Annotated in this window: 16 protein-coding genes and 1 tRNA gene; 7 read left to right on the top strand and 10 right to left on the bottom strand. The window is 69.5% G+C overall.

Annotation, left to right across the window (positions count from 1 at the left end):
• Positions 1-96: 96 nt before the first annotated feature.
• The 3 genes from NLX83_RS40385 to NLX83_RS41690 form a co-directional block, all read right to left on the bottom strand.
• Positions 97-1,521 carry an ABC transporter permease gene (locus tag NLX83_RS40385; RefSeq protein ID WP_254240594.1) on the bottom strand — a complete coding sequence of 475 codons (1,425 nt, stop codon included), beginning with the start codon at positions 1,519-1,521 and terminating at the stop codon, positions 97-99.
• 77 nt (positions 1,522-1,598) lie between these two features.
• Positions 1,599-2,495 (bottom strand): ABC transporter ATP-binding protein, encoded by an 897-nt coding sequence (locus NLX83_RS40380; protein WP_254240593.1) that lies wholly within the window; start codon positions 2,493-2,495, stop codon positions 1,599-1,601.
• The gene (locus NLX83_RS41690; RefSeq protein WP_305884234.1) at positions 2,492-3,115 is read right to left on the bottom strand and encodes a TetR/AcrR family transcriptional regulator; all 624 of its coding nucleotides are present in this window, start codon (positions 3,113-3,115) and stop codon (positions 2,492-2,494) included. The genes NLX83_RS40380 and NLX83_RS41690 overlap by 4 nt, the downstream gene beginning before the upstream one ends.
• A gap of 36 nt (positions 3,116-3,151) precedes the next feature.
• Here NLX83_RS41690 and NLX83_RS40370 point away from each other — a divergent pair, with 36 nt between their 5' ends.
• The 4 genes from NLX83_RS40370 to NLX83_RS40355 all read left to right on the top strand — a co-directional run bounded on the left by NLX83_RS40370 (position 3,152) and on the right by NLX83_RS40355 (position 5,119).
• Positions 3,152-3,427, top strand: coding sequence for a hypothetical protein (locus NLX83_RS40370; RefSeq protein ID WP_254240592.1), 276 nt, complete (start codon positions 3,152-3,154; stop codon positions 3,425-3,427).
• Positions 3,428-3,526: 99 nt separating this feature from the next.
• Positions 3,527-4,429, top strand: a complete 903-nt coding sequence (locus NLX83_RS40365; RefSeq protein WP_254240591.1) for an ABC transporter permease — start codon at positions 3,527-3,529, stop codon at positions 4,427-4,429.
• Between the two features lie 258 nt (positions 4,430-4,687).
• Positions 4,688-4,760: transfer RNA gene (locus tag NLX83_RS40360), tRNA-Lys, on the top strand.
• Positions 4,761-4,810: 50 nt separating this feature from the next.
• Positions 4,811-5,119, top strand: a complete 309-nt coding sequence (locus NLX83_RS40355) for a hypothetical protein (RefSeq protein ID WP_254240590.1) — start codon at positions 4,811-4,813, stop codon at positions 5,117-5,119.
• On the opposite strand, the gene NLX83_RS40350 is transcribed toward NLX83_RS40355, so the two are convergent.
• Positions 5,116-6,240 (bottom strand): HNH endonuclease signature motif containing protein, encoded by a 1,125-nt coding sequence (locus NLX83_RS40350; protein WP_254240589.1) that lies wholly within the window; start codon positions 6,238-6,240, stop codon positions 5,116-5,118. The two genes, NLX83_RS40355 and NLX83_RS40350, sit on opposite strands and share 4 nt — an antisense overlap.
• Before the next feature lie 358 nt (positions 6,241-6,598).
• Complete coding sequence (locus NLX83_RS40345) at positions 6,599-7,594, bottom strand: ParB/RepB/Spo0J family partition protein (protein ID WP_254240588.1); 996 nt, start codon at positions 7,592-7,594, stop codon at positions 6,599-6,601.
• A 132-nt stretch (positions 7,595-7,726) separates the two neighbouring features.
• On the opposite strand from NLX83_RS40345, the gene NLX83_RS40340 reads away from it, so the two are divergent.
• Complete coding sequence (locus NLX83_RS40340; protein ID WP_254240587.1) at positions 7,727-8,383, top strand: QsdR family transcriptional regulator; 657 nt, start codon at positions 7,727-7,729, stop codon at positions 8,381-8,383.
• Here NLX83_RS40340 and NLX83_RS40335 read toward each other — a convergent pair.
• From NLX83_RS40335 to NLX83_RS40325, 3 genes are all read right to left on the bottom strand, one after another.
• Positions 8,372-11,290 (bottom strand): AfsR/SARP family transcriptional regulator, encoded by a 2,919-nt coding sequence (locus NLX83_RS40335; RefSeq protein ID WP_254240586.1) that lies wholly within the window; start codon positions 11,288-11,290, stop codon positions 8,372-8,374. The two genes, NLX83_RS40340 and NLX83_RS40335, sit on opposite strands and share 12 nt — an antisense overlap.
• A 69-nt stretch (positions 11,291-11,359) precedes the next feature.
• The gene (locus NLX83_RS40330; RefSeq protein WP_254240585.1) at positions 11,360-11,836 is read right to left on the bottom strand and encodes a hypothetical protein; all 477 of its coding nucleotides are present in this window, start codon (positions 11,834-11,836) and stop codon (positions 11,360-11,362) included.
• Positions 11,837-11,867: 31 nt separating this feature from the next.
• Positions 11,868-12,722 carry an NAD-dependent epimerase/dehydratase family protein gene (locus tag NLX83_RS40325; protein ID WP_254240584.1) on the bottom strand — a complete coding sequence of 285 codons (855 nt, stop codon included), beginning with the start codon at positions 12,720-12,722 and terminating at the stop codon, positions 11,868-11,870.
• Between the two features lie 100 nt (positions 12,723-12,822).
• On the opposite strand from NLX83_RS40325, the gene NLX83_RS40320 reads away from it, so the two are divergent.
• Complete coding sequence (locus tag NLX83_RS40320) at positions 12,823-13,413, top strand: TetR/AcrR family transcriptional regulator (RefSeq protein ID WP_254240583.1); 591 nt, start codon at positions 12,823-12,825, stop codon at positions 13,411-13,413.
• Here the strand turns inward: NLX83_RS40320 and NLX83_RS40315 are convergent, their stop codons facing one another.
• The gene (locus NLX83_RS40315; protein WP_254240582.1) at positions 13,414-13,704 is read right to left on the bottom strand and encodes a DUF1905 domain-containing protein; all 291 of its coding nucleotides are present in this window, start codon (positions 13,702-13,704) and stop codon (positions 13,414-13,416) included.
• Between the two features lie 53 nt (positions 13,705-13,757).
• On the opposite strand from NLX83_RS40315, the gene NLX83_RS40310 reads away from it, so the two are divergent.
• A complete protein-coding gene (locus NLX83_RS40310) occupies positions 13,758-14,699 on the top strand; it encodes a helix-turn-helix transcriptional regulator (RefSeq protein ID WP_254240581.1) in 942 nt (313 codons plus the stop codon).
• On the opposite strand, the gene NLX83_RS40305 is transcribed toward NLX83_RS40310, so the two are convergent.
• Positions 14,700-15,824, bottom strand: coding sequence for an HNH endonuclease signature motif containing protein (locus NLX83_RS40305; protein WP_254240580.1), 1,125 nt, complete (start codon positions 15,822-15,824; stop codon positions 14,700-14,702).
• Between the last annotated feature and the right edge of the window lie 202 nt (positions 15,825-16,026).

Genomic DNA, 16,026 nt, shown 5'->3' with positions numbered 1-16,026 from the left:
GTTTCATCCCGTGCCCCCGGGAGGCCCAAGGGCACGCGCAAGGGGCCCCAGGTCAAGCCGACCCCACCGCTGGTACCAGCGCGAGCCGGAAGCCCATCACCCCATATCCCGCCGCCGCAACCCCACCAACCCAACCCCCACCAACCCCACAAAAGCCCCAACCAACACCACACTCCCCCCACCAACCAAAACAGCGACAAACGGCGAAAGAAACTGCAACACCGAAACATCCACCAACCGAAACTCCCCCAGGAAGTCCACAAGAATCACCACCCCGAGCAACACCCACGTCACCGGCACAGCAATCCGAGGAGCCCACCCGACCAAAGCCACAGCAACCCCGACAAACGTCAAGCAAGCAGGCAGATAAGCCAGCGTCATCCCAGGAGCCCCCGCCCCAACCCCCAAACCCGCCAGCACCAAAGCCGTCCCTGACGCCGCGATCACGATATGCCCAACCGCCCACCGAACTCGCCCCACCGGCCCGCTCAAAAGCACATCCGCAAGCCCAGCCGTCTCCTGCGAACGCATCTGCAACGCCGATGAGACCGCGAAGGCAGTCACGACCTGAGCCAACACATAAAGCACCAGGCGGAAGAAGAAGTCGGCCACATCGCCCGACGGCACCAGAGCACGATAAGCCGGAGTGTCGAAGAGGCTGCCGATGGACGACAGCGCCGTCCCGAGGATCGTGCCGAGCAGCGTGAAAGCAACGGTCCACCCCAGCACGGAGCCGCGGTGGACACGCCACGCCAGCGAGAAGCCGCTCCTCAGGAAGCGCCCGCCGACCACCGGACCACGTCGGGCGGGAAGCAGACCCGCGCCGATGTCGCGCCGCGCGGACAGCGTGAACGCGGCGGCCACGAGAACCGTTGCCAGCAAAGCGAAAAGCCCGAGAACCCACCACTGTTCACCGGCGAAGGACCGCGTGTGCCGGACCCAACCGAACGGCGACAACCACACGAGCGCGGATCGGGTCACCTCGCCGATCCCGGCCACCACGAAGAACACCGCGAGGACGAGCACCGCGATCGTTCCCGCCCCGCCCGAGCTCTCGGTCAGTTGTGCGGCGACCGCGCCGACTCCCGCGAACACGATCCCGCCCGCCCCGAGCGCCAGACCGAACGCGGCGGAACCTGTGACGGGCAACCCGATGGCGATCAGCCCCGCCGCGGCCAGCACCGCGACCGCGAGGTTCCCGGCCACGACGACGACCAGCGCCGCGGTCAACGGAGCCTGCCGTCCGACGACGGTGGAGCCGAGCAGTTCGCGGCGCCCCGTCTGCTCCTCGACCCTGGTGTGCCGGATGAGCAGCAGCAGGCTGACGATCCCGCTCAGCAGCATGCCGCTCGACAGAAACCCTTGTGCGGCAAGACCTCCAGGCGTCGGCGCGAACACCGGGCCGCGCAACATGAGCAGCGCCGGGTTGGCCGCGATGCTCCCCGCCACCGCGATGCGGTCGGCCTCCGTCGGGTAGGCGGCGTTTCCACCGGAAGCGAGGCCCACCGCGAGCAACGCCATGAACACGACCCACGCGGCGAGCGCGAACCGGTCCCGCCGCACTATGAAGCGGATGAGCGTGCCGGTGCCCGCGCTCATCACGAGGCCCGCCGGTAGTGCGCGAGGAACAGTTCCTCCAGCGACGGTGGCCGACACGTCAGGCTGCGCACTCCGGCCTCCACGAGCACCCGCAGCAACCCGTCGAGGTGTTCGGCGTCGACGCGGCAGGTCATCCGCTGCGCGTGGTCGATCTCCAGGTCGTGCACGCCGGGCAACGCGGACAGCCGCGGAGCGGGCGCGGCCAGTTCCGCGGTCACGCTCGTCCGCCGCATCGCGCGGAGTTCCGCGAGCGGTGCCGACTCGACCGTCCGCCCGGCTCGGATGATGCTGACCCGATCGCAGAGCGCCTCGACCTCGGACAGGATGTGGCTCGACAGCAGCACGGTGCGCTCGCGACCGCGCTCGCGGGTGATCTCGTCGGCGAAAGTCGCTTCCATCAACGGGTCCAGGCCCGAGGTGGGCTCGTCGAGGATCAGCAGCTCGGCGTCGGAGGCCAACGCGGCCACGAGCGCCACCTTCTGCCGGTTGCCCTTGGAGTAGGTGCGGCAGCGCTTGCCCGGGTCGAGCTCGAAGCGCTCGATCAGCTCGGCGCGCCGGGCCGCGTCGTGCCCTCCGCGCAGGCGGCCGAGCAGGTCGATCACCTCGCCGCCGGTGAGGCTCGGCCAGAGCGTGACGTCGCCGGGGACGTAGGCGAGCCTGCGGTGCAGCTCGGTCGCGTCGCGCCACGGATCGCCGCCGAACAGCGACACGTGCCCCGAGGTGGCGCGCAGCAACCCGAGCAGCGTCCGGATGGTCGTGGTCTTGCCCGCGCCGTTGGGGCCGAGGAAGCCGTGCACCTCCCCCTTGCGCACCTGGAGGTCAAGCCCGTCCAGCGCCCGCACGGGCCCGAACGTCTTGACCAGGCCACTGATGTCGATGACGAGGTCGCCGGTCATCGGCCCTCACCTTCCTCATAGCGTTCGAGCGCTTCGCGAATCCGGGTGGACAAGCCCTCCGGGAGCAGTTCGGGCGCGACGATGTCGAGCGTGGCGCGGCCCATCCGGGTCGCCGCGGCGCCGCTGAACATGTCGGCGCCGAGCAGGCGGGAGACGTGGTCGTGCAGCACGAGCCCGCCCAGCCGCATCCCGGTGAAGACGATCGCCCTGGTCCGCGCGTCGGCCAGGCCGGGGCGGTCGACGAGGTAGCGCTCGGTGAGCTCGACCATCTCGTCGAACACCGTCGCCGCCGCGGGCGAGCCGTCGACCAGCGCCCGAGCCAGGTAGTGCACGACCGGCGGTGACGTCGCGTAGACCTCCGCGATGAAGGACGCCTCGCCGACGCGGCCCTCGCCGATGCCAGCGGCGGTGTGCTCGCGGAAGTACTCCAGCACGTGCGCGTCGCACGCGGTCCGCAGCCCGTCCTTCGTGCCGAAGTGGTGCTGCACCAACGCCGGGGAGAAGCCCGCGCGCTCGGCGATGCCCCGGATCGTGGCACCGGCGAATCCCCGCGAACCGAACTCGGCCAGCGCCGCGTCGCGGATGCGGGCCCGAGCGGTGAGGTCGTCGACTGGCGGCATGACCAGCATCCTATACACGCACACAGGCAACTGTACATGCGTACAGTCACTCCGGCGGACGCCGAAAGCATCCGGGTCAAGGTCATCCACAAGAACGGCAAGTTCGGCCAGAAGTACTCGAACCTGTACTACAACAACCACTGCGACAAGCAGGTCTCGTTGCGAGTCAAGTACAAGTTCGACGATCCGACGAAGCCGGGCCCGAACAGCTTCTGCATGCTGCCCGTGAAGGCGAAGCAGAAGAGCGACAAGACCTTCGACAGCCGCATCATCAGCGTCGACGGCAACTCCAGTCCCGGGGTCTGCCGGTAGCCCGCCAGGCGCGGAGGTGCGCCAGGACCGCGAGCACCCGGCGGTGTCCCGCGTCGGTCGCGGGCAGCTGGAGCTTCGCAAAGATGTTGCGGGCACCGGGTGTCCGGTTACCTCGCGGCGGCGAACAGCTCCGCGGGCTCGCGTCGCCTGGCCGCCGCGGCGACGCCGCTCGTGCTCACGATCGGCTTTGCCACGAGCCAGTTCTACACACAGAGCACGCTCATCGACGCCACCCAGGTCCAGGCGCGCGCCGCCACCACCGACTTCGTCGTGACCGGTCAGGCCGGGGGCGTCTCCGCTTCCCTGTCCGCTGCCGCGCGCGGCATCCCCGGTGTCGCCGCGTCCACCCCGTTGGTCGGCACCGAGGTCGTCGCCATCGACCGCGCCGCCGTGCAGGAGCCGCTCTCCCGCTCAACCGCCTACGGCGTCGACTCTTCCGTCGGATTGGCGCTGCGTCTTCCCGTGTCCTCCGGTGCGTTCACCGATCTGCGAGGCGACACCGTCGCGCTCAGCGAGACCGAGGCTTCGTGGCTCGGCAAACGCGTCGGCGACCGCGTCGAACTCGCCCTGGGCGACGACACCGTGATCAATCCACGTGTCGTGGCCGTGTTCGAGGCGAACCTGGGCTTCGGCGATGTCCTCCTGCCGTCCGACGTGGTCCTGCCGCACACCACCGACCGGCTCGCCGACGCCGTCCTGGTGTCCACCGCGCCGAACGCCGATCACGCCGCCGTCGCGGCCGGGCTGCGCGGCCTAGTTTCGCAGCACCCGGGCTCGATCGTCGGCGACCGCAAGGCGCTGAATGTGGCCCAGGACAACCAGTTGGAGGCCAACGCCTGGCTGAACCGACTGCTGCTCGGCTCGTGCTGGCGTACGTCGCGCTCGCGTCGGCGACCACCCTCGTCACCGTCACGACCGGCCGGGCGCGAGAATTCGCCCTGCTGCGCCTCGTCGGTGGGACGCGGCGACAGATCGCCCGGATGCTGCGTACCGAGACGGTGATCATCGTCGGCATCGTGGTCGCCCTCGGCACCGTGGTCGCCGAGTGACCCGCGCGCACCCGCTCCAGTCGCTCCGGTCGGGTCCCGCGTAATTCGTTTGCCCGCCGCGCAGCTACCGCCGATGATGTGTGCACACAAGCAACCAGGGGGATGGTCATGACGAAGATGCGAAAGCGTTCAGGCTCCCCAGTGGCGTAGCCGCGTCATGACCTTGGGAGCCGCCTCCGCGCTTCGGGGGCGGCTCCCTGCATTCCCACTCGGGTCGTTAGCTCAACTGGCAGAGCAGCTGACTCTTAATCAGCGGGTTCGGGGTTCAAGTCCCCGGCGACCTACTCAGCACTTGTCTTGCATTCGGACCCCGGTACAGGCTTACCGTCGAGACATGACGGATTCAGGTTGGGCGCCGCAGGCGTGCACACTCCCCACCGAGCAACAGCCGCTGCGTGTGGCGGAGTTCAACGCGCTGTTCGCCGACGCACTGCTCACTGCGCACCGCACAGCACCGACGCGGCTACGGCTGGTCCTTGACGGCAACGCCGAAGACAGGGCGGCTGAGTTGACGCGACGGGAGACCGAGTGCTGCTCGTTCTTCACGTTCACCTTTACCCGCAACGACAATCACGTGTACCTCGACGTCGAGGTGCCGGACAAGCACGCGGACGTCCTGGACGCGCTGGCCGAGATTCCCTAGAAGGGTGCGGGTTCGGCGATAGGCTCGATCTCGGTCTCGTAGGTCTTGCCTCGTGGTGTGGTCCACAGGTGTCGTCCGTCCGGCAGGTTTTCGCACTGCCAGTTGGATTCGTGCTTCATCCTGTGGTGGTGGCGGCACTTCGGGCGGAGGTTGTCGATGGTGGTGTTGGTCCCGTCGAAGGGGCAGCAGTGGTCGATGTCGCAGCGGTGGGAGGGTTGGTTGCATCCGATGGCGGTGCAGGTGGGGTAGCGGGCCTGGAGCAACTCCCGCATCTGTGCGGTGGGCCTGTAGGTGGTCTTGCTGATCTGTTCGGCGATGCCGGTCATCGGGTCGGTCTTGATCCATTTCCAGACACCGTTGGCGGCAGCGGTGCGTGCGACTTCGGCGGGGATGGGTCCGTATCCGGCGAGTTCAGCGGGGTCGTTGGTCAAACCCAGGACGGTGGTGAGGGGCATGGTGATGTGGACCCGCACCTCGCCTTGCGGTGCGGCGGTTTCCTTGCCTAGAAACAGGTCCGTGGCGACGTCGGCGCGTTTCTGGTCGAGGGTGCGGTCGTCTTTGGGCAACGCCCGCGCGATGCGGTCGATGCGGTCGAAGGCCAAAGCGGCGTCAACGGCGGACATAACCAGACGCAGCGAGCACATGCCGTCATCCAGGACGAACTTCTCCACCAACCGCTGCTTGCGCTTCTCCTTGTGCCGACGCAGGGCGGCTTCGGCGTCGAGTTTGGCGATGTAGCGCTTGGCATACCGCTGAGTGGCGGGGTGATTGTTGACTGCGGCGTGGGCGATCAACACCGGTTCGGCAGTGGTGGCATCCACCTCAGACAAGACACTGAGCTGGTCGACGATCATCAACGCCTTACCCTCATCGAGCCGACCATCGGCCAACGCTTCCAGCACACCCGGGCGGGCGACCAGGTCCAGGGCCCGGTCCAACAACCGGTTGCCTTTCACCTGCGTGACGCGCAACAGCGGCATCAAGATGTCAGCCGCGTACTGCTGATCATGCGGACTGAGCTGCTGGAAGAAGACGGCCACTACTTCGTCGAATTTCGCGATCGCAGCACCGATCCCGATATAGGAGGCGAGGATGTGGTCTTCGATGTCGACAGGGGGCATACCCCTATTTTAGCTGGTCAGAATAGGTGATCATGGCCCTAAGGAGTGAACTTCCCAAGCACCCCAACGGTTTCACCAACCACAAGACAAGAAAAGCAAGCCCCAGCAACAGAAAGCCGCCAACGAAACCGGTCGGCTTTACCTGGGGAGCGCGTGCCATACGCTCCCCCGCGAGGGCCGGGGTTCCATCCCGTGCCCCCGAGAGGCCCAAGGGCACGCGCAAGGGGTCCCCAGGTCAAGCCGACCCCCGCTAGTACCGGCGCGAACTGGAAGCCCAGCCCCGCTGGAAGTCCCAGCCCACGAACGCTGGAAGCCCAGCCCGCGCCAGCCAGAAGTCCAGCCCACGCGACCTAGAGGCTCAACCCGAAGCGTCCCGGCCGGACGCCAGGCCGCCGCGCCGCTCCAGCCGCACGGCGAACTCCTCCCACGTCCGCGCGCGGGCGCGGGCCATCGCCACGACCGCGCTGCGGCAGTGCCCTGGAACGGAGTCGATCATCTTGACCTGGTCGGCCGAGCTGCTCGGGCACTGGTCCAGCCAGCGCAGCAGCGTGCGGCCCGCGTCGCTGAACCGCAGCGACGGATCGCGCCGCAGGACCTCCAGGGTCGGCATGAAGTCCCGCGTGGGCTCCTGGGGGCGCGCCGCGGACTCCCGGACCCGGCCGGAGCGCACGCCCTCGGGGAGGATGTCGCGGCCGGTACGCATGCGTTCCCGCACGTCGAGCACGGTGGACGGGGCCACGCCCGCCGCTTTGGCGATCTGCCGCAGCGACGCCTGCGGGGTGCTGGCCAGCAGTTCGCCCGCCAGCATCCGGCCCGCAGCGCTGCTGACCGGCCGGACTCGCCCATCACGGCCGATCCTGGTGGCCGAGCGCGCGTCGGCTTGCGGCAGCCGCCTGCGGATGGCCGCGACGGTGCGCGGGGCGACCCCGGCGACGGAGGCGATCATCCGGTCCGACCACTGCGGGTGGGTGTTGATGATCCGAGCGGCCGCCTGCGAGCGCTCGGTCAGCGACAGCGGCAGCCCGTGCGCGACGTTGGCCTGGACGGCGAGCACGAACGCGTCGTGGTCCTCGCCCTCGTAGAACACCGCCATGATCTCGCTCTGGCCGCGCATCATCGCCGCCCGGAACCGGTGCATCCCGTCGATCACCCGCATCGACTGCCGGTGCACGATGATCGGCGGCAGCTCGACCCCGGACTCGGCGAGCACCCGGACGTGGTCGAGGTCCTCCCCGGCCAGCCGGGGTGAGTCCACGCACGGCCGCACCGAGTCCATCGGTATCCGGCGCGGTACGCGCTGGCCGTCCAGCAGGACGAGCGCTCCATTTCCGTGCGGGTCAGTCTGCTGCTCCATCACGCCTACCCATCGAACTTTTCCCCAGTGCCCCGGCGGCTCGCCGGAGCGCAATGAAACACATTAGCCATCTGTCTCATTGAGACACAATGGCTGTTTTGTCTCGTAGTTGGACACGGTTACGATGCGCGCATGGCCCGCGAGAGAAGCACGCCGATCCCCCGGCAGGACACCCCGCTGGGCCGGGCGCTTCGCGAGGGCCGCGCCCCCTCGGCCAAGGCGACCCTGATGGACGTCTTCGACCTGGCCCGGCGCTGGTTCCTCGAAGGACGGCGGCTGGACATGTGCCAGCTCGCCGCCGAGCTGGGGATCAGCCGGGCGACCCTCTACCGCTGGTGCGGCAGCCGGGAGCTGCTGCTCGGCGAGCTGATCTGGCGGCTGACTCACTCCGACCTGGAGCGGGTCAGGGCGGGCACGCCCGGCGGCGGCAAGCAGTGCGTGGTCGACGCGATCACCACCTGGATGACCCGGGTCCGCTCGCAGGAGTCGCTGCTGAAGTTCGTCACCGAGGACCCCGAGTACGCCCTGCGGATCATGACGACCAAGCAGAGCGTGGTGCAACCGCGGCTGATCCAGTGGTGCGCGGACTTCCTGCGCGCCGAGCTGGACCTGCGGCCGGACATCGACGTGGACGACCTGGCCTACGCCATCGTCCGGGTCTGCGAGTCCTTCGTCTGGAGCGATGTGATCACCGGGGCGCCGCCGGAGACCCTGCGGGCGATCCCGATCGTGGAGATCCTGATCTCCGCCGCCGAGTCTCCCGTTCGAGTGCACCCGTCAGCCGGTTGAACGCACGCGTTCCAGCAGCTCCTCCGCCTGTTCGGTGATGTTCAACCGCATGTCGCGCATCACCGGCAGCGCCAGCTCCAGCTCCCGCGCCACCCGCTCCCGCTCCCCCTGGGCGAACAGCGCGGTGGCCAGCGACAGCCGCGCCTGGGCAAGCCCGCGGTCGTTGCCGACCAGCACGAACAGCCGAATGGCGCGCTCGGCCCACAGCGCGGCCTCGGCGGTGCGGGCGTCGGCGAGGTTGACCTTGGCCAGCAGCGAGCACACCGAGGCCTCGGTGGACGGCCGCCCCGTGCGCTCCAGCAGTTCGAGCGCGCGGACGAGCTCCCGGCGGGCGCGCACCCGGTCCCCGGCGGTGAGCGAGCAGTGGCTGATGAAGTACCGCAGCTGGATCTCCCCGAAGATCCGGCTGACCTCGTTGAAGGCGCTTTCCCCCGACACCAGCAACGCCCGGTCCAGCAGGCCGATGACCTGGTCCCGGTCACCGGAGGCGCTGCGGGTGAGCGCGAGCATCTCCAGGCAGAAGGCCAGCAGCCGCCCGTCGCCGGACTCCTCCGCCAGCCGCGCGGCCTCCTCGGCCGCGGCCAGCGCCTCCTCGATCCGGCCCTGCTCGTGGTAGCACAGCGCCAGGTTCCTGCGGCACATCGCCTGGAGCCAGGGCCCGGCCAGCCGGGGCAGGCACGCCTCGTACTCCACGGCGCAGGTCACCACATCGCTGCCGATCATGCCCGTGTTGATCCGGCCCAGCTCGGCCCTCGCCGCGAACCCCGGTTCCGGTGACGCGTCGCGGAGCGCCGCGAACAGGTCGCTGAGCCTGCGCCAGTTGCCGTCGGCCTCCTCCGTGGAGCAGATCCGGTCGAGCAGGGTCCCCGCTTCGCGGACGAATCCCGCTCGGATCGCCCGCCGCACGAGGTCGAGCACGTTGTCCCGCTCGGACCGGAACCACGCCGCGGAGTCGGCGGTCACCCGCTCGATCTCGTCCTCGGCGATCGGCAGGGCGCGCTGCTCCGGCGTGCTGGTGGCGATCTCGGCCACCATGAAGACCATCCCGGCGTTGGCCCGCTCGCTGACCACGAGGTAGCCGTCCAGCAGCAGCCGCAGCGCCTCGCGCGGCTCGGTGAGCAGTTCCTCGGCGTAGAGGGCCAGCAGGCCGTGCAGGTGGTAGCGCGGTTCCCCGGTCTCGTCCGCCTCGGCCGGGGCGAGCATCCCGTGGTGCAGCAGGCGTTCGACCACGCGCTCGCCGTCCTCCTCACCGGCGAGCAGCCCGGCGGCCCACGCGGCGAACGGCCGGTCCCCGAACAGGCTCAGCCCGGGCAGCGTCCGCCGCAGGTCCTCCGGCATCGACGCGTAGCCGACCGCGAAGCCCGTCCGCACCTGCCGGTCCGAGGTGGCCAGCTGGTCCAGCCGCTGCGTGGCGTCGCGCAGCCTCGGCAGGATCGAGGCGACGCGACGCCGCGGCATCGTGGCGAGCCGGGAGCCGATGACGCGCAGCGCGAGCGGGTGCCCGTCGCACCACTCGACCACCTCGCGCACGGCCTGCTTCTCCCCCGCCGCCCGCTCCGCGTCGAGCATGCGTTCCAGCAGGGCCACGCCCTCGTCCCGGGTCAGCTCGGTCAGCAGCACCTGGTGCACGCGTCCGGACAGGGAGGTCAGCGCGCGCTTCGCGGTGACGATGAAGGCGCAGCCCGCGGAGCCAGGCAGCAGCGCCTCGATCTGGGCGGGGTCCTGCGCGTCGTCGAGGACCACGAGGACCCGCCTGCCGTCGAGCCGGTGCCGGTAGATCCCCTCGCGCGCCCGCTGCGGCGCGGGGATGACCGACATCGGCACGCCGGTCGCGTACAGGATGTCGCCCATCACGCCGTGGGACTGCCGCGCCAGGTCGGTCTCGCCCTGCATGCGCACCCAGTGCTGCCCGTCGGGGTAGGCGGCGCGCAGGTCCCGGGCCAGGCGCGCGGCCAGCGCGGTCTTGCCGACACCGGGCAGGCCGTAGATCACCACCACCTTCGGCCCGCCGTCCTCGGCCCGGCCGAGCCAGGAGGTGATCTCCGCCCGGGCCCGCTCGCGGCCGACGAAGTCCGCGGCGGCGGGCGGCAGCGAACAGGCGGCCACCCACGGGTGCGTCGCCGCGTGCCCCTGCCCCTGCCCCTGCCCGTCCACAGTGGACTGCCGGGTGCCGGAGAGCGCGAGCTGGTGGGCCTCGCGCAGCGCCGGGTTCGGGTCGATGCCCAGTTCGTCGGCGAGCAGGTCGCGGATCGAGCGGTAGGCCGCCAGCGCCTCGCCCTGCCGCCCGGAGCGCAGCAGCGCCAGCATGAGCAGCCGCCACAGCTCCTCGCGCAGCGGGTGCTGCCGGACGAGCGCGCGCAGTTCGCCGACGACCGCGCCGTGCCGCCCGAGCTCCAGTTCCAGGATGATCCGCCGCTCCACCGCGGTCAGGTACTCCTCGGTGAGCGGGGTCCCGGCCTCGCGGTGCAGCGTCGCGGACTCCACGCCGAGCAGGGCGGGGCCGTTCCACAGGGCCAGCGCCGCCGCGAGCCCCCGCGCCGCCTCGGCGGGTTCGGCGCCCTCCGCGCCGCGCACCAGGTCACGGAACCGGAAGCGGTCGATCGTTGACGGGTCCACGTCGATCAGGTAGCCACCCGCGTCCGTCCTGATCAGCTCCCGTCCACAAGGGACGGACGAGAGGGCCTGGCGCAGCCGGTTGACGTAGGTGTGCAGGCGCGAGGACCACCCCGGCCGGTCGGTGTCGTCCTCCAGCCAGTGCGCGAGCCGTTCCGCGGAGACCACCCGGCGCGGGGACAGCAGCAGCGCGGCGAGCACCGTGCGCACCTTGCCCTCCGGCAGGCGCACCGGCTCTCCGTCGCTGAGCACTTCCAGCGGGCCGAGCAGGCGGAACTCGACGTCGGCGCCCATCGGTGAACCGTACTGCCGCCACACGGTTGCGCGCTTTGCCCGAACACCTCGTTCGCGGGGCTAGGCCTGTCAGACGCCGTTCGTCAGCTGCGTCCAGCGTTCGGCGTTCATCGCGGCGTCGAAGGCTCCCTGGAGCTCCGGGGTGAGCACCTCGACGAGCAGCCGATCCTCGATCCACACGTCGAGGGTGTCGAAGACGCCGCCGCGGTTGCCCAGTCGGCAGCGCCAGCCCTCCCTGGCCGCGACCTTCTCGACGGTGGCGCGATCGGCGAGGGTCTTGATCGCGATGTGCGTCGGGGTCAGGAAGGAGGCCAGGGGGTTGTGCTGGAACTCGTGGTCGTCATCGGTGTCGACCGGCGCGAGCTCACTGCCTTCGGGGTAGAACTCGATCTGGGTCTCCGGTGTGGCGACGGCGCTGCTGGAGAAGGCGATCCAGGCCCCGGCGTGGGGGAAGAACGGGAAGGCGCTGCCCTGCCAGATCTCGGCGACCGCTCGCGCGGCGGCCTCGGGGTTAGTCACGGCGACGGACACGTGGCTGACGGCCATGGTGAGGTGCTCCTGTGATCGTCGGTGTGCTTCAGCGGAGTTCGTCGAGCGCGGTCGGGCGGGACGGGGACCAGCCCAGTTCCTCGCGGGCTTTGGCGCCGGAGGCGACCTGGTCGAGCAGCAGCGCCTCGACCATGACGCCCCAGTGCTGCTCCGCCTCCGAGGGCGCCCACGCCTCGACGCGGGCACCGATGCGGTCGGCGGTGACCTTGGCGAGGTCGGCCACGCGGAAGGAGCGGTTCTCGTCCGCCCCGAGGTACACCGAGCCCGCGGGCGCCCGCTCCAGCGCGGCGACGTAGAGCTCGGCGAGGTCGTCGGTGTGCACGGTCGACCACCGGTTCGTGCCGTCGCCGATGTGCCGCACCACGCCCTCGTACGGGGCGAGCAGGGCGGGCAGGTAGCCGCTCTCGTCGCCGTGGACCAGCGCCGGGCGGATGCGCACGGTGCGCACGCCCAGGTCCCGGGCCGCGGTGACGAGCATTTCTTCAATGCGCGGGCGCCAGGACACCACCTGGGGCGGAGCCAGCGGTGACTCCTCGGTGGCGGGCTGGTCCCCGGTGTTGCCGTGCAGCCAGAGCCCGCTCGTGTACACCAGCGCCTTCTGCGTTCCGCTGAACGCCCACACGAGCGCGTCGACCACGGTGGTGTCGAGCTCGGCCGCCCGCTCGTCGTTGCTGGACGCCGCGTGCACGGCGGCGTCGGCCTCCCGCGCGAGCGCGAAGAGCGCGTCCGGGGCGAAGAGGTTCGCGCGGACCGTCCGCACGGCTGGTGGCAGGTTGGCGTCGCGCTCGCCGAGCACGCCGATCACCTCGTGGTCGGCGGCGACGAGTGCGCGACAGACCGCGGCGCCGATGGCGCCCGAGGCCCCGGTCACGAGAACTCGCATGTGAACCCCAGTTTCTATCAACGTTAGATTTTTGACCAGGGGACCATAAGCCGACGGGACCGGCGTTGTCTACCATCGGTAGAAATTCGGGGAGGCGGACATGCCGCGTGGTGGGGCGCAGCGCATCAAGGGCAACGAGGACGAGCGCGCCCAGGCGCGGGAGGAACTGCGCGCGGCATTGCTGGCGGCCGCGCGGGAGCTGGCGGAGGAGTCAGGCGGCTACGAGTCGGTGACCACGCGCAAGGTCGCCGACCGGGTCGGCTACACCGCCCCCGTGGTCTACGAGTACTTCGCCAACAAGCGCGAACTCCTGTTCGGCGTGGTCACCTCCGGCTTCGCCGAGCTCGCCGACACCTTGGCCGAGGCGGAGCCCACTCCGGAGGCCGCAGCCGGTGTGCTGTGGGACTTCGCCGTCGCGGGGCCGCACCGCTACCAGCTAATGCACAGCCTCGTCGACGTCCCCTTCGGCACGGCGCAGACACCCGCACCCGTCGCGCGCTGCTTCACCCTGCTGAAGTCCGCCATGACCACCTCCGACCACCCAGCGTCCACTGTGGACGACAACGCGGTGACCGACCTGTTCTGGGCGCACGTCCACGGCCTGATCATGTTGGCGCTCAACGGACGCATCAAGGGCGGCCTGCAACGCGCGAGGACGCTCATGGACAGCGTCGCCGCGTCCTTTCGGTGATCACCTGCCGGACACCACGAGGTCGAGGCGCACGGTCTGCCCCTCTTCCACGTTCTCGCGCCTGCGCATCTGCGTCTTCAACGGCACGACGTAGCGCCCGTCCTTGGGGAACAAGGAGGTCTGCCACGTGCTGCCACCGAGGGTGACCGTCGCCGGGATCATCCCCCAGCCGTAGCTGACGTGTCCCGAGAGTTCCTTGATGTCCCGGCCCACCTCGTCCGGGACGGTGACGAAGAACCACGGCGCGGGTCCGCGCCAGTACCAGACCTCGCCGCTGAAGGTGACCCTCATGTGGCCACGCTACGATCGGTCCCGGACGTTCCGCTTCCTGGAATCGGGTTCCGATGTCTGCAGACCTCAGCCCCACGGCGCGCGCCCTGCTCGCCTTCGAGTCCATTCAGGACAGACCGGGGATCACCGGCGCCGAGCTCGCCGCCCGCCTCGGCGTCACCGACCGCGCCGCCCGGCGGTACGTCGGCATCCTGCGCGAGGCCGGGATTCCCGTCGAGTCGCTCAGCGGCCCCTACGGCGGCTACCGCGTCGGTCGCGGCGCACGTCTCGCGCCGCTGATGTTCAGCACGCCCGAGGCGCTCGGGCTCGTCATGGCCGTGTTGCAGGGCTGGCACGGCGCCGCCGACGGAGACCATCCCGTCGCGGCCGCGCTCGGCAAGATCGTGCGGGTGCTGCCCGCGTCCTCCGCCGCTCCCGTCGAGGCCATGCGCCGGGTCAGCGCCCAGAACCCCGGCGACGCGGCCGCCAGCCCCGACCCCCAGCTCACCGCGACCGTGGCACAGGCATGCGAGAGCCGCCAGCAACTCAAGCTCGTCTACCGCACCCGCGACATGGTCGTCGACCCGTGGGCCGTCGTCGTGCGCCACGGCCGTTGGTACCTGCTCTGCTGGTCGCATTCCGCGCGGGCACGGCGAGTTCTCCGCATCGACCGCGTAGCCCACGCTTCGCCGACCGGCGCCTCTTTCACGGTTCCCGCCGACCTCGACCCCGTGCGCGATGTGGAACAACACCTGGCCGATGGTTGGACCTACCAGGTCGAGGTGCGCATCGAGGCGCCTATTGACGTTGCGTCCCACTGGGTTTCGCGCTCGCTCGGCCGGTTGCACCCTGACTCCGATGACACGTGTCTGCTGCACGGCACCACTGACAACCCCGAGTGGTACGCCGCCCAGCTCGCCGCGACGCAGCTGCCGTTCTTCGTGCTCGCCGGGGACGAGGTGCGCGCTCAGGTGCAGGCTCTCGCCGCCCGTCTCGCTCGTGCTGCCGCCCGGTGATCAGAAGGGGGCCGGTTCGGCGATGGGTTGGATCTCGGTCTCGTAGGTCTTGCCCCTGGGTGTGGTCCACACATGCCGTCCGTCGTCCAGGTTTTCGCACGTCCAGCTGGATTCGTGCTTCATCCGGTGGTGGTGACGGCATTTCGGTCGAAGGTTGTCGACCGTCGTGTTGGTTCCGTTGAAGGGGCAGCAGTGGTCGATGTCGCAGCGGTGGGAGGGTTGGTTGCAGCCGACTGCGGTGCAGGTGGGATACCTCGCCTGGAGCAGTTCTCGCATCTGCGCGGTCGGCTTGTAGGTGGTCTTGCCGATCTGTTCGGCCATCCCGGTCATCGGGTCGGTCTTGATCCACTTCCAGACACCGTTGGCGGCAGCCGTGCGTGCGACTTCGGCGGGGATGGGGCCGTATCCGGCGAGTTCAGCGGGGTCGTTGGTCAAGCCCAAGGCTGTGGTGAGGGGCATGGTGATGTGGACCCGCACCTCGCCTTGCGGTGCGGCGGTTTCCTTGCCTAGAAACAGGTCCGTGGCGACGTCGGCGCGTTTCTGGTCGAGGGTGCGGTCGTCTTTGGGCAACGCCCGCGCGATGCGGTCGATGCGGTCGAAGGCCAAAGCGGCGTCAACGGCGGACATAACCAGACGCAGACTGCACATGCCGTCATCCAGGACGAACTTCTCCACCAACCGTTGCTTGCGCTTCTCCTGGTGTCGGCGCAGAGCGGCCTCGGCGTCGAGTTTGTGGATGAAGCGCTTGGCATACCGCTGAGTGGCGGGGTGGTTGTTGGTGGCGGCGTGGGTGATCAGGGCGGGTTCGGCGGTGGTGGCGTCGACTGCGGACAGGACGCTGAGTTGGTCGACGATCATCAACGCCTTGCCCTCATCGAGGCGACCATCCGCCAACGCTTCCAGCACCCCTGGGCGTGCGACGAGGTCGAGGGCTCGGCCGAGGAGTCGGTTGCCTTTGACTTGGGTGATGTGCAGCAGGGGCATGAGGATGTCGGCGGCGTACTGCTGGTCATGTGGGCTGAGTTGGTGGAAGAAGGTGGCCACGATTTCGTCGAATTTCGCGATCGCGGCCCCGATCCCGATGTAGGAGGCGAGGATGTGGTCTTCGATATCAGCAGGGGGCATACCCCTATTTTAGCTGGTCAGGATAGGTGATCATGGCTCTAAGGAGTGAACTTCCCAAGCGCCCCAACGGTTTCAGTGAAAGCCAGGAGCCGAGCAAAGCCAATTCCCAGCTACCGCAAGGTAAAGCTGGAACGGTCGGCCCTGTTGCCTCATGTCAAGATGCCCGCGTGGGGTTTTCGTTGCCTCGTTTCGGGATGCCCGC

It is taken from the genome of Allokutzneria sp. A3M-2-11 16 (genome assembly GCF_024213555.1).
Classification (GTDB): Bacteria; Actinomycetota; Actinomycetes; order Mycobacteriales; family Pseudonocardiaceae; genus Allokutzneria.
This window is presented reverse-complemented; position numbering and strand designations above follow the sequence as displayed.

Bases quoted from the DNA above. Each gene is read 5' to 3' on its own strand.
- NLX83_RS40340 (WP_254240587.1), top strand. From the start codon at position 7,727: ATGGCCCGCGAGAGAAGCACGCCGATCCCCCGGCAGGACACCCCGCTG.
- NLX83_RS40315 (WP_254240582.1), bottom strand. From the start codon at position 13,704: ATGAGGGTCACCTTCAGCGGCGAGGTCTGGTACTGGCGCGGACCCGCG.
- NLX83_RS40345 (WP_254240588.1), bottom strand. From the start codon at position 7,594: ATGGAGCAGCAGACTGACCCGCACGGAAATGGAGCGCTCGTCCTGCTG.
- NLX83_RS40350 (WP_254240589.1), bottom strand. From the start codon at position 6,240: ATGCCCCCTGTCGACATCGAAGACCACATCCTCGCCTCCTATATCGGG.
- NLX83_RS40310 (WP_254240581.1), top strand. From the start codon at position 13,758: ATGTCTGCAGACCTCAGCCCCACGGCGCGCGCCCTGCTCGCCTTCGAG.
- NLX83_RS41690 (WP_305884234.1), bottom strand. From the start codon at position 3,115: ATGCCGCCAGTCGACGACCTCACCGCTCGGGCCCGCATCCGCGACGCG.
- NLX83_RS40325 (WP_254240584.1), bottom strand. From the start codon at position 12,722: ATGCGAGTTCTCGTGACCGGGGCCTCGGGCGCCATCGGCGCCGCGGTC.
- NLX83_RS40335 (WP_254240586.1), bottom strand. From the start codon at position 11,290: ATGGGCGCCGACGTCGAGTTCCGCCTGCTCGGCCCGCTGGAAGTGCTC.
- NLX83_RS40305 (WP_254240580.1), bottom strand. From the start codon at position 15,824: ATGCCCCCTGCTGATATCGAAGACCACATCCTCGCCTCCTACATCGGG.
- NLX83_RS40355 (WP_254240590.1), top strand. From the start codon at position 4,811: ATGACGGATTCAGGTTGGGCGCCGCAGGCGTGCACACTCCCCACCGAG.
- NLX83_RS40385 (WP_254240594.1), bottom strand. From the start codon at position 1,521: ATGGCGTTGCTCGCGGTGGGCCTCGCTTCCGGTGGAAACGCCGCCTAC.
- NLX83_RS40370 (WP_254240592.1), top strand. From the start codon at position 3,152: ATGCGTACAGTCACTCCGGCGGACGCCGAAAGCATCCGGGTCAAGGTC.
- NLX83_RS40380 (WP_254240593.1), bottom strand. From the start codon at position 2,495: ATGACCGGCGACCTCGTCATCGACATCAGTGGCCTGGTCAAGACGTTC.
- NLX83_RS40320 (WP_254240583.1), top strand. From the start codon at position 12,823: ATGCCGCGTGGTGGGGCGCAGCGCATCAAGGGCAACGAGGACGAGCGC.
- NLX83_RS40330 (WP_254240585.1), bottom strand. From the start codon at position 11,836: ATGGCCGTCAGCCACGTGTCCGTCGCCGTGACTAACCCCGAGGCCGCC.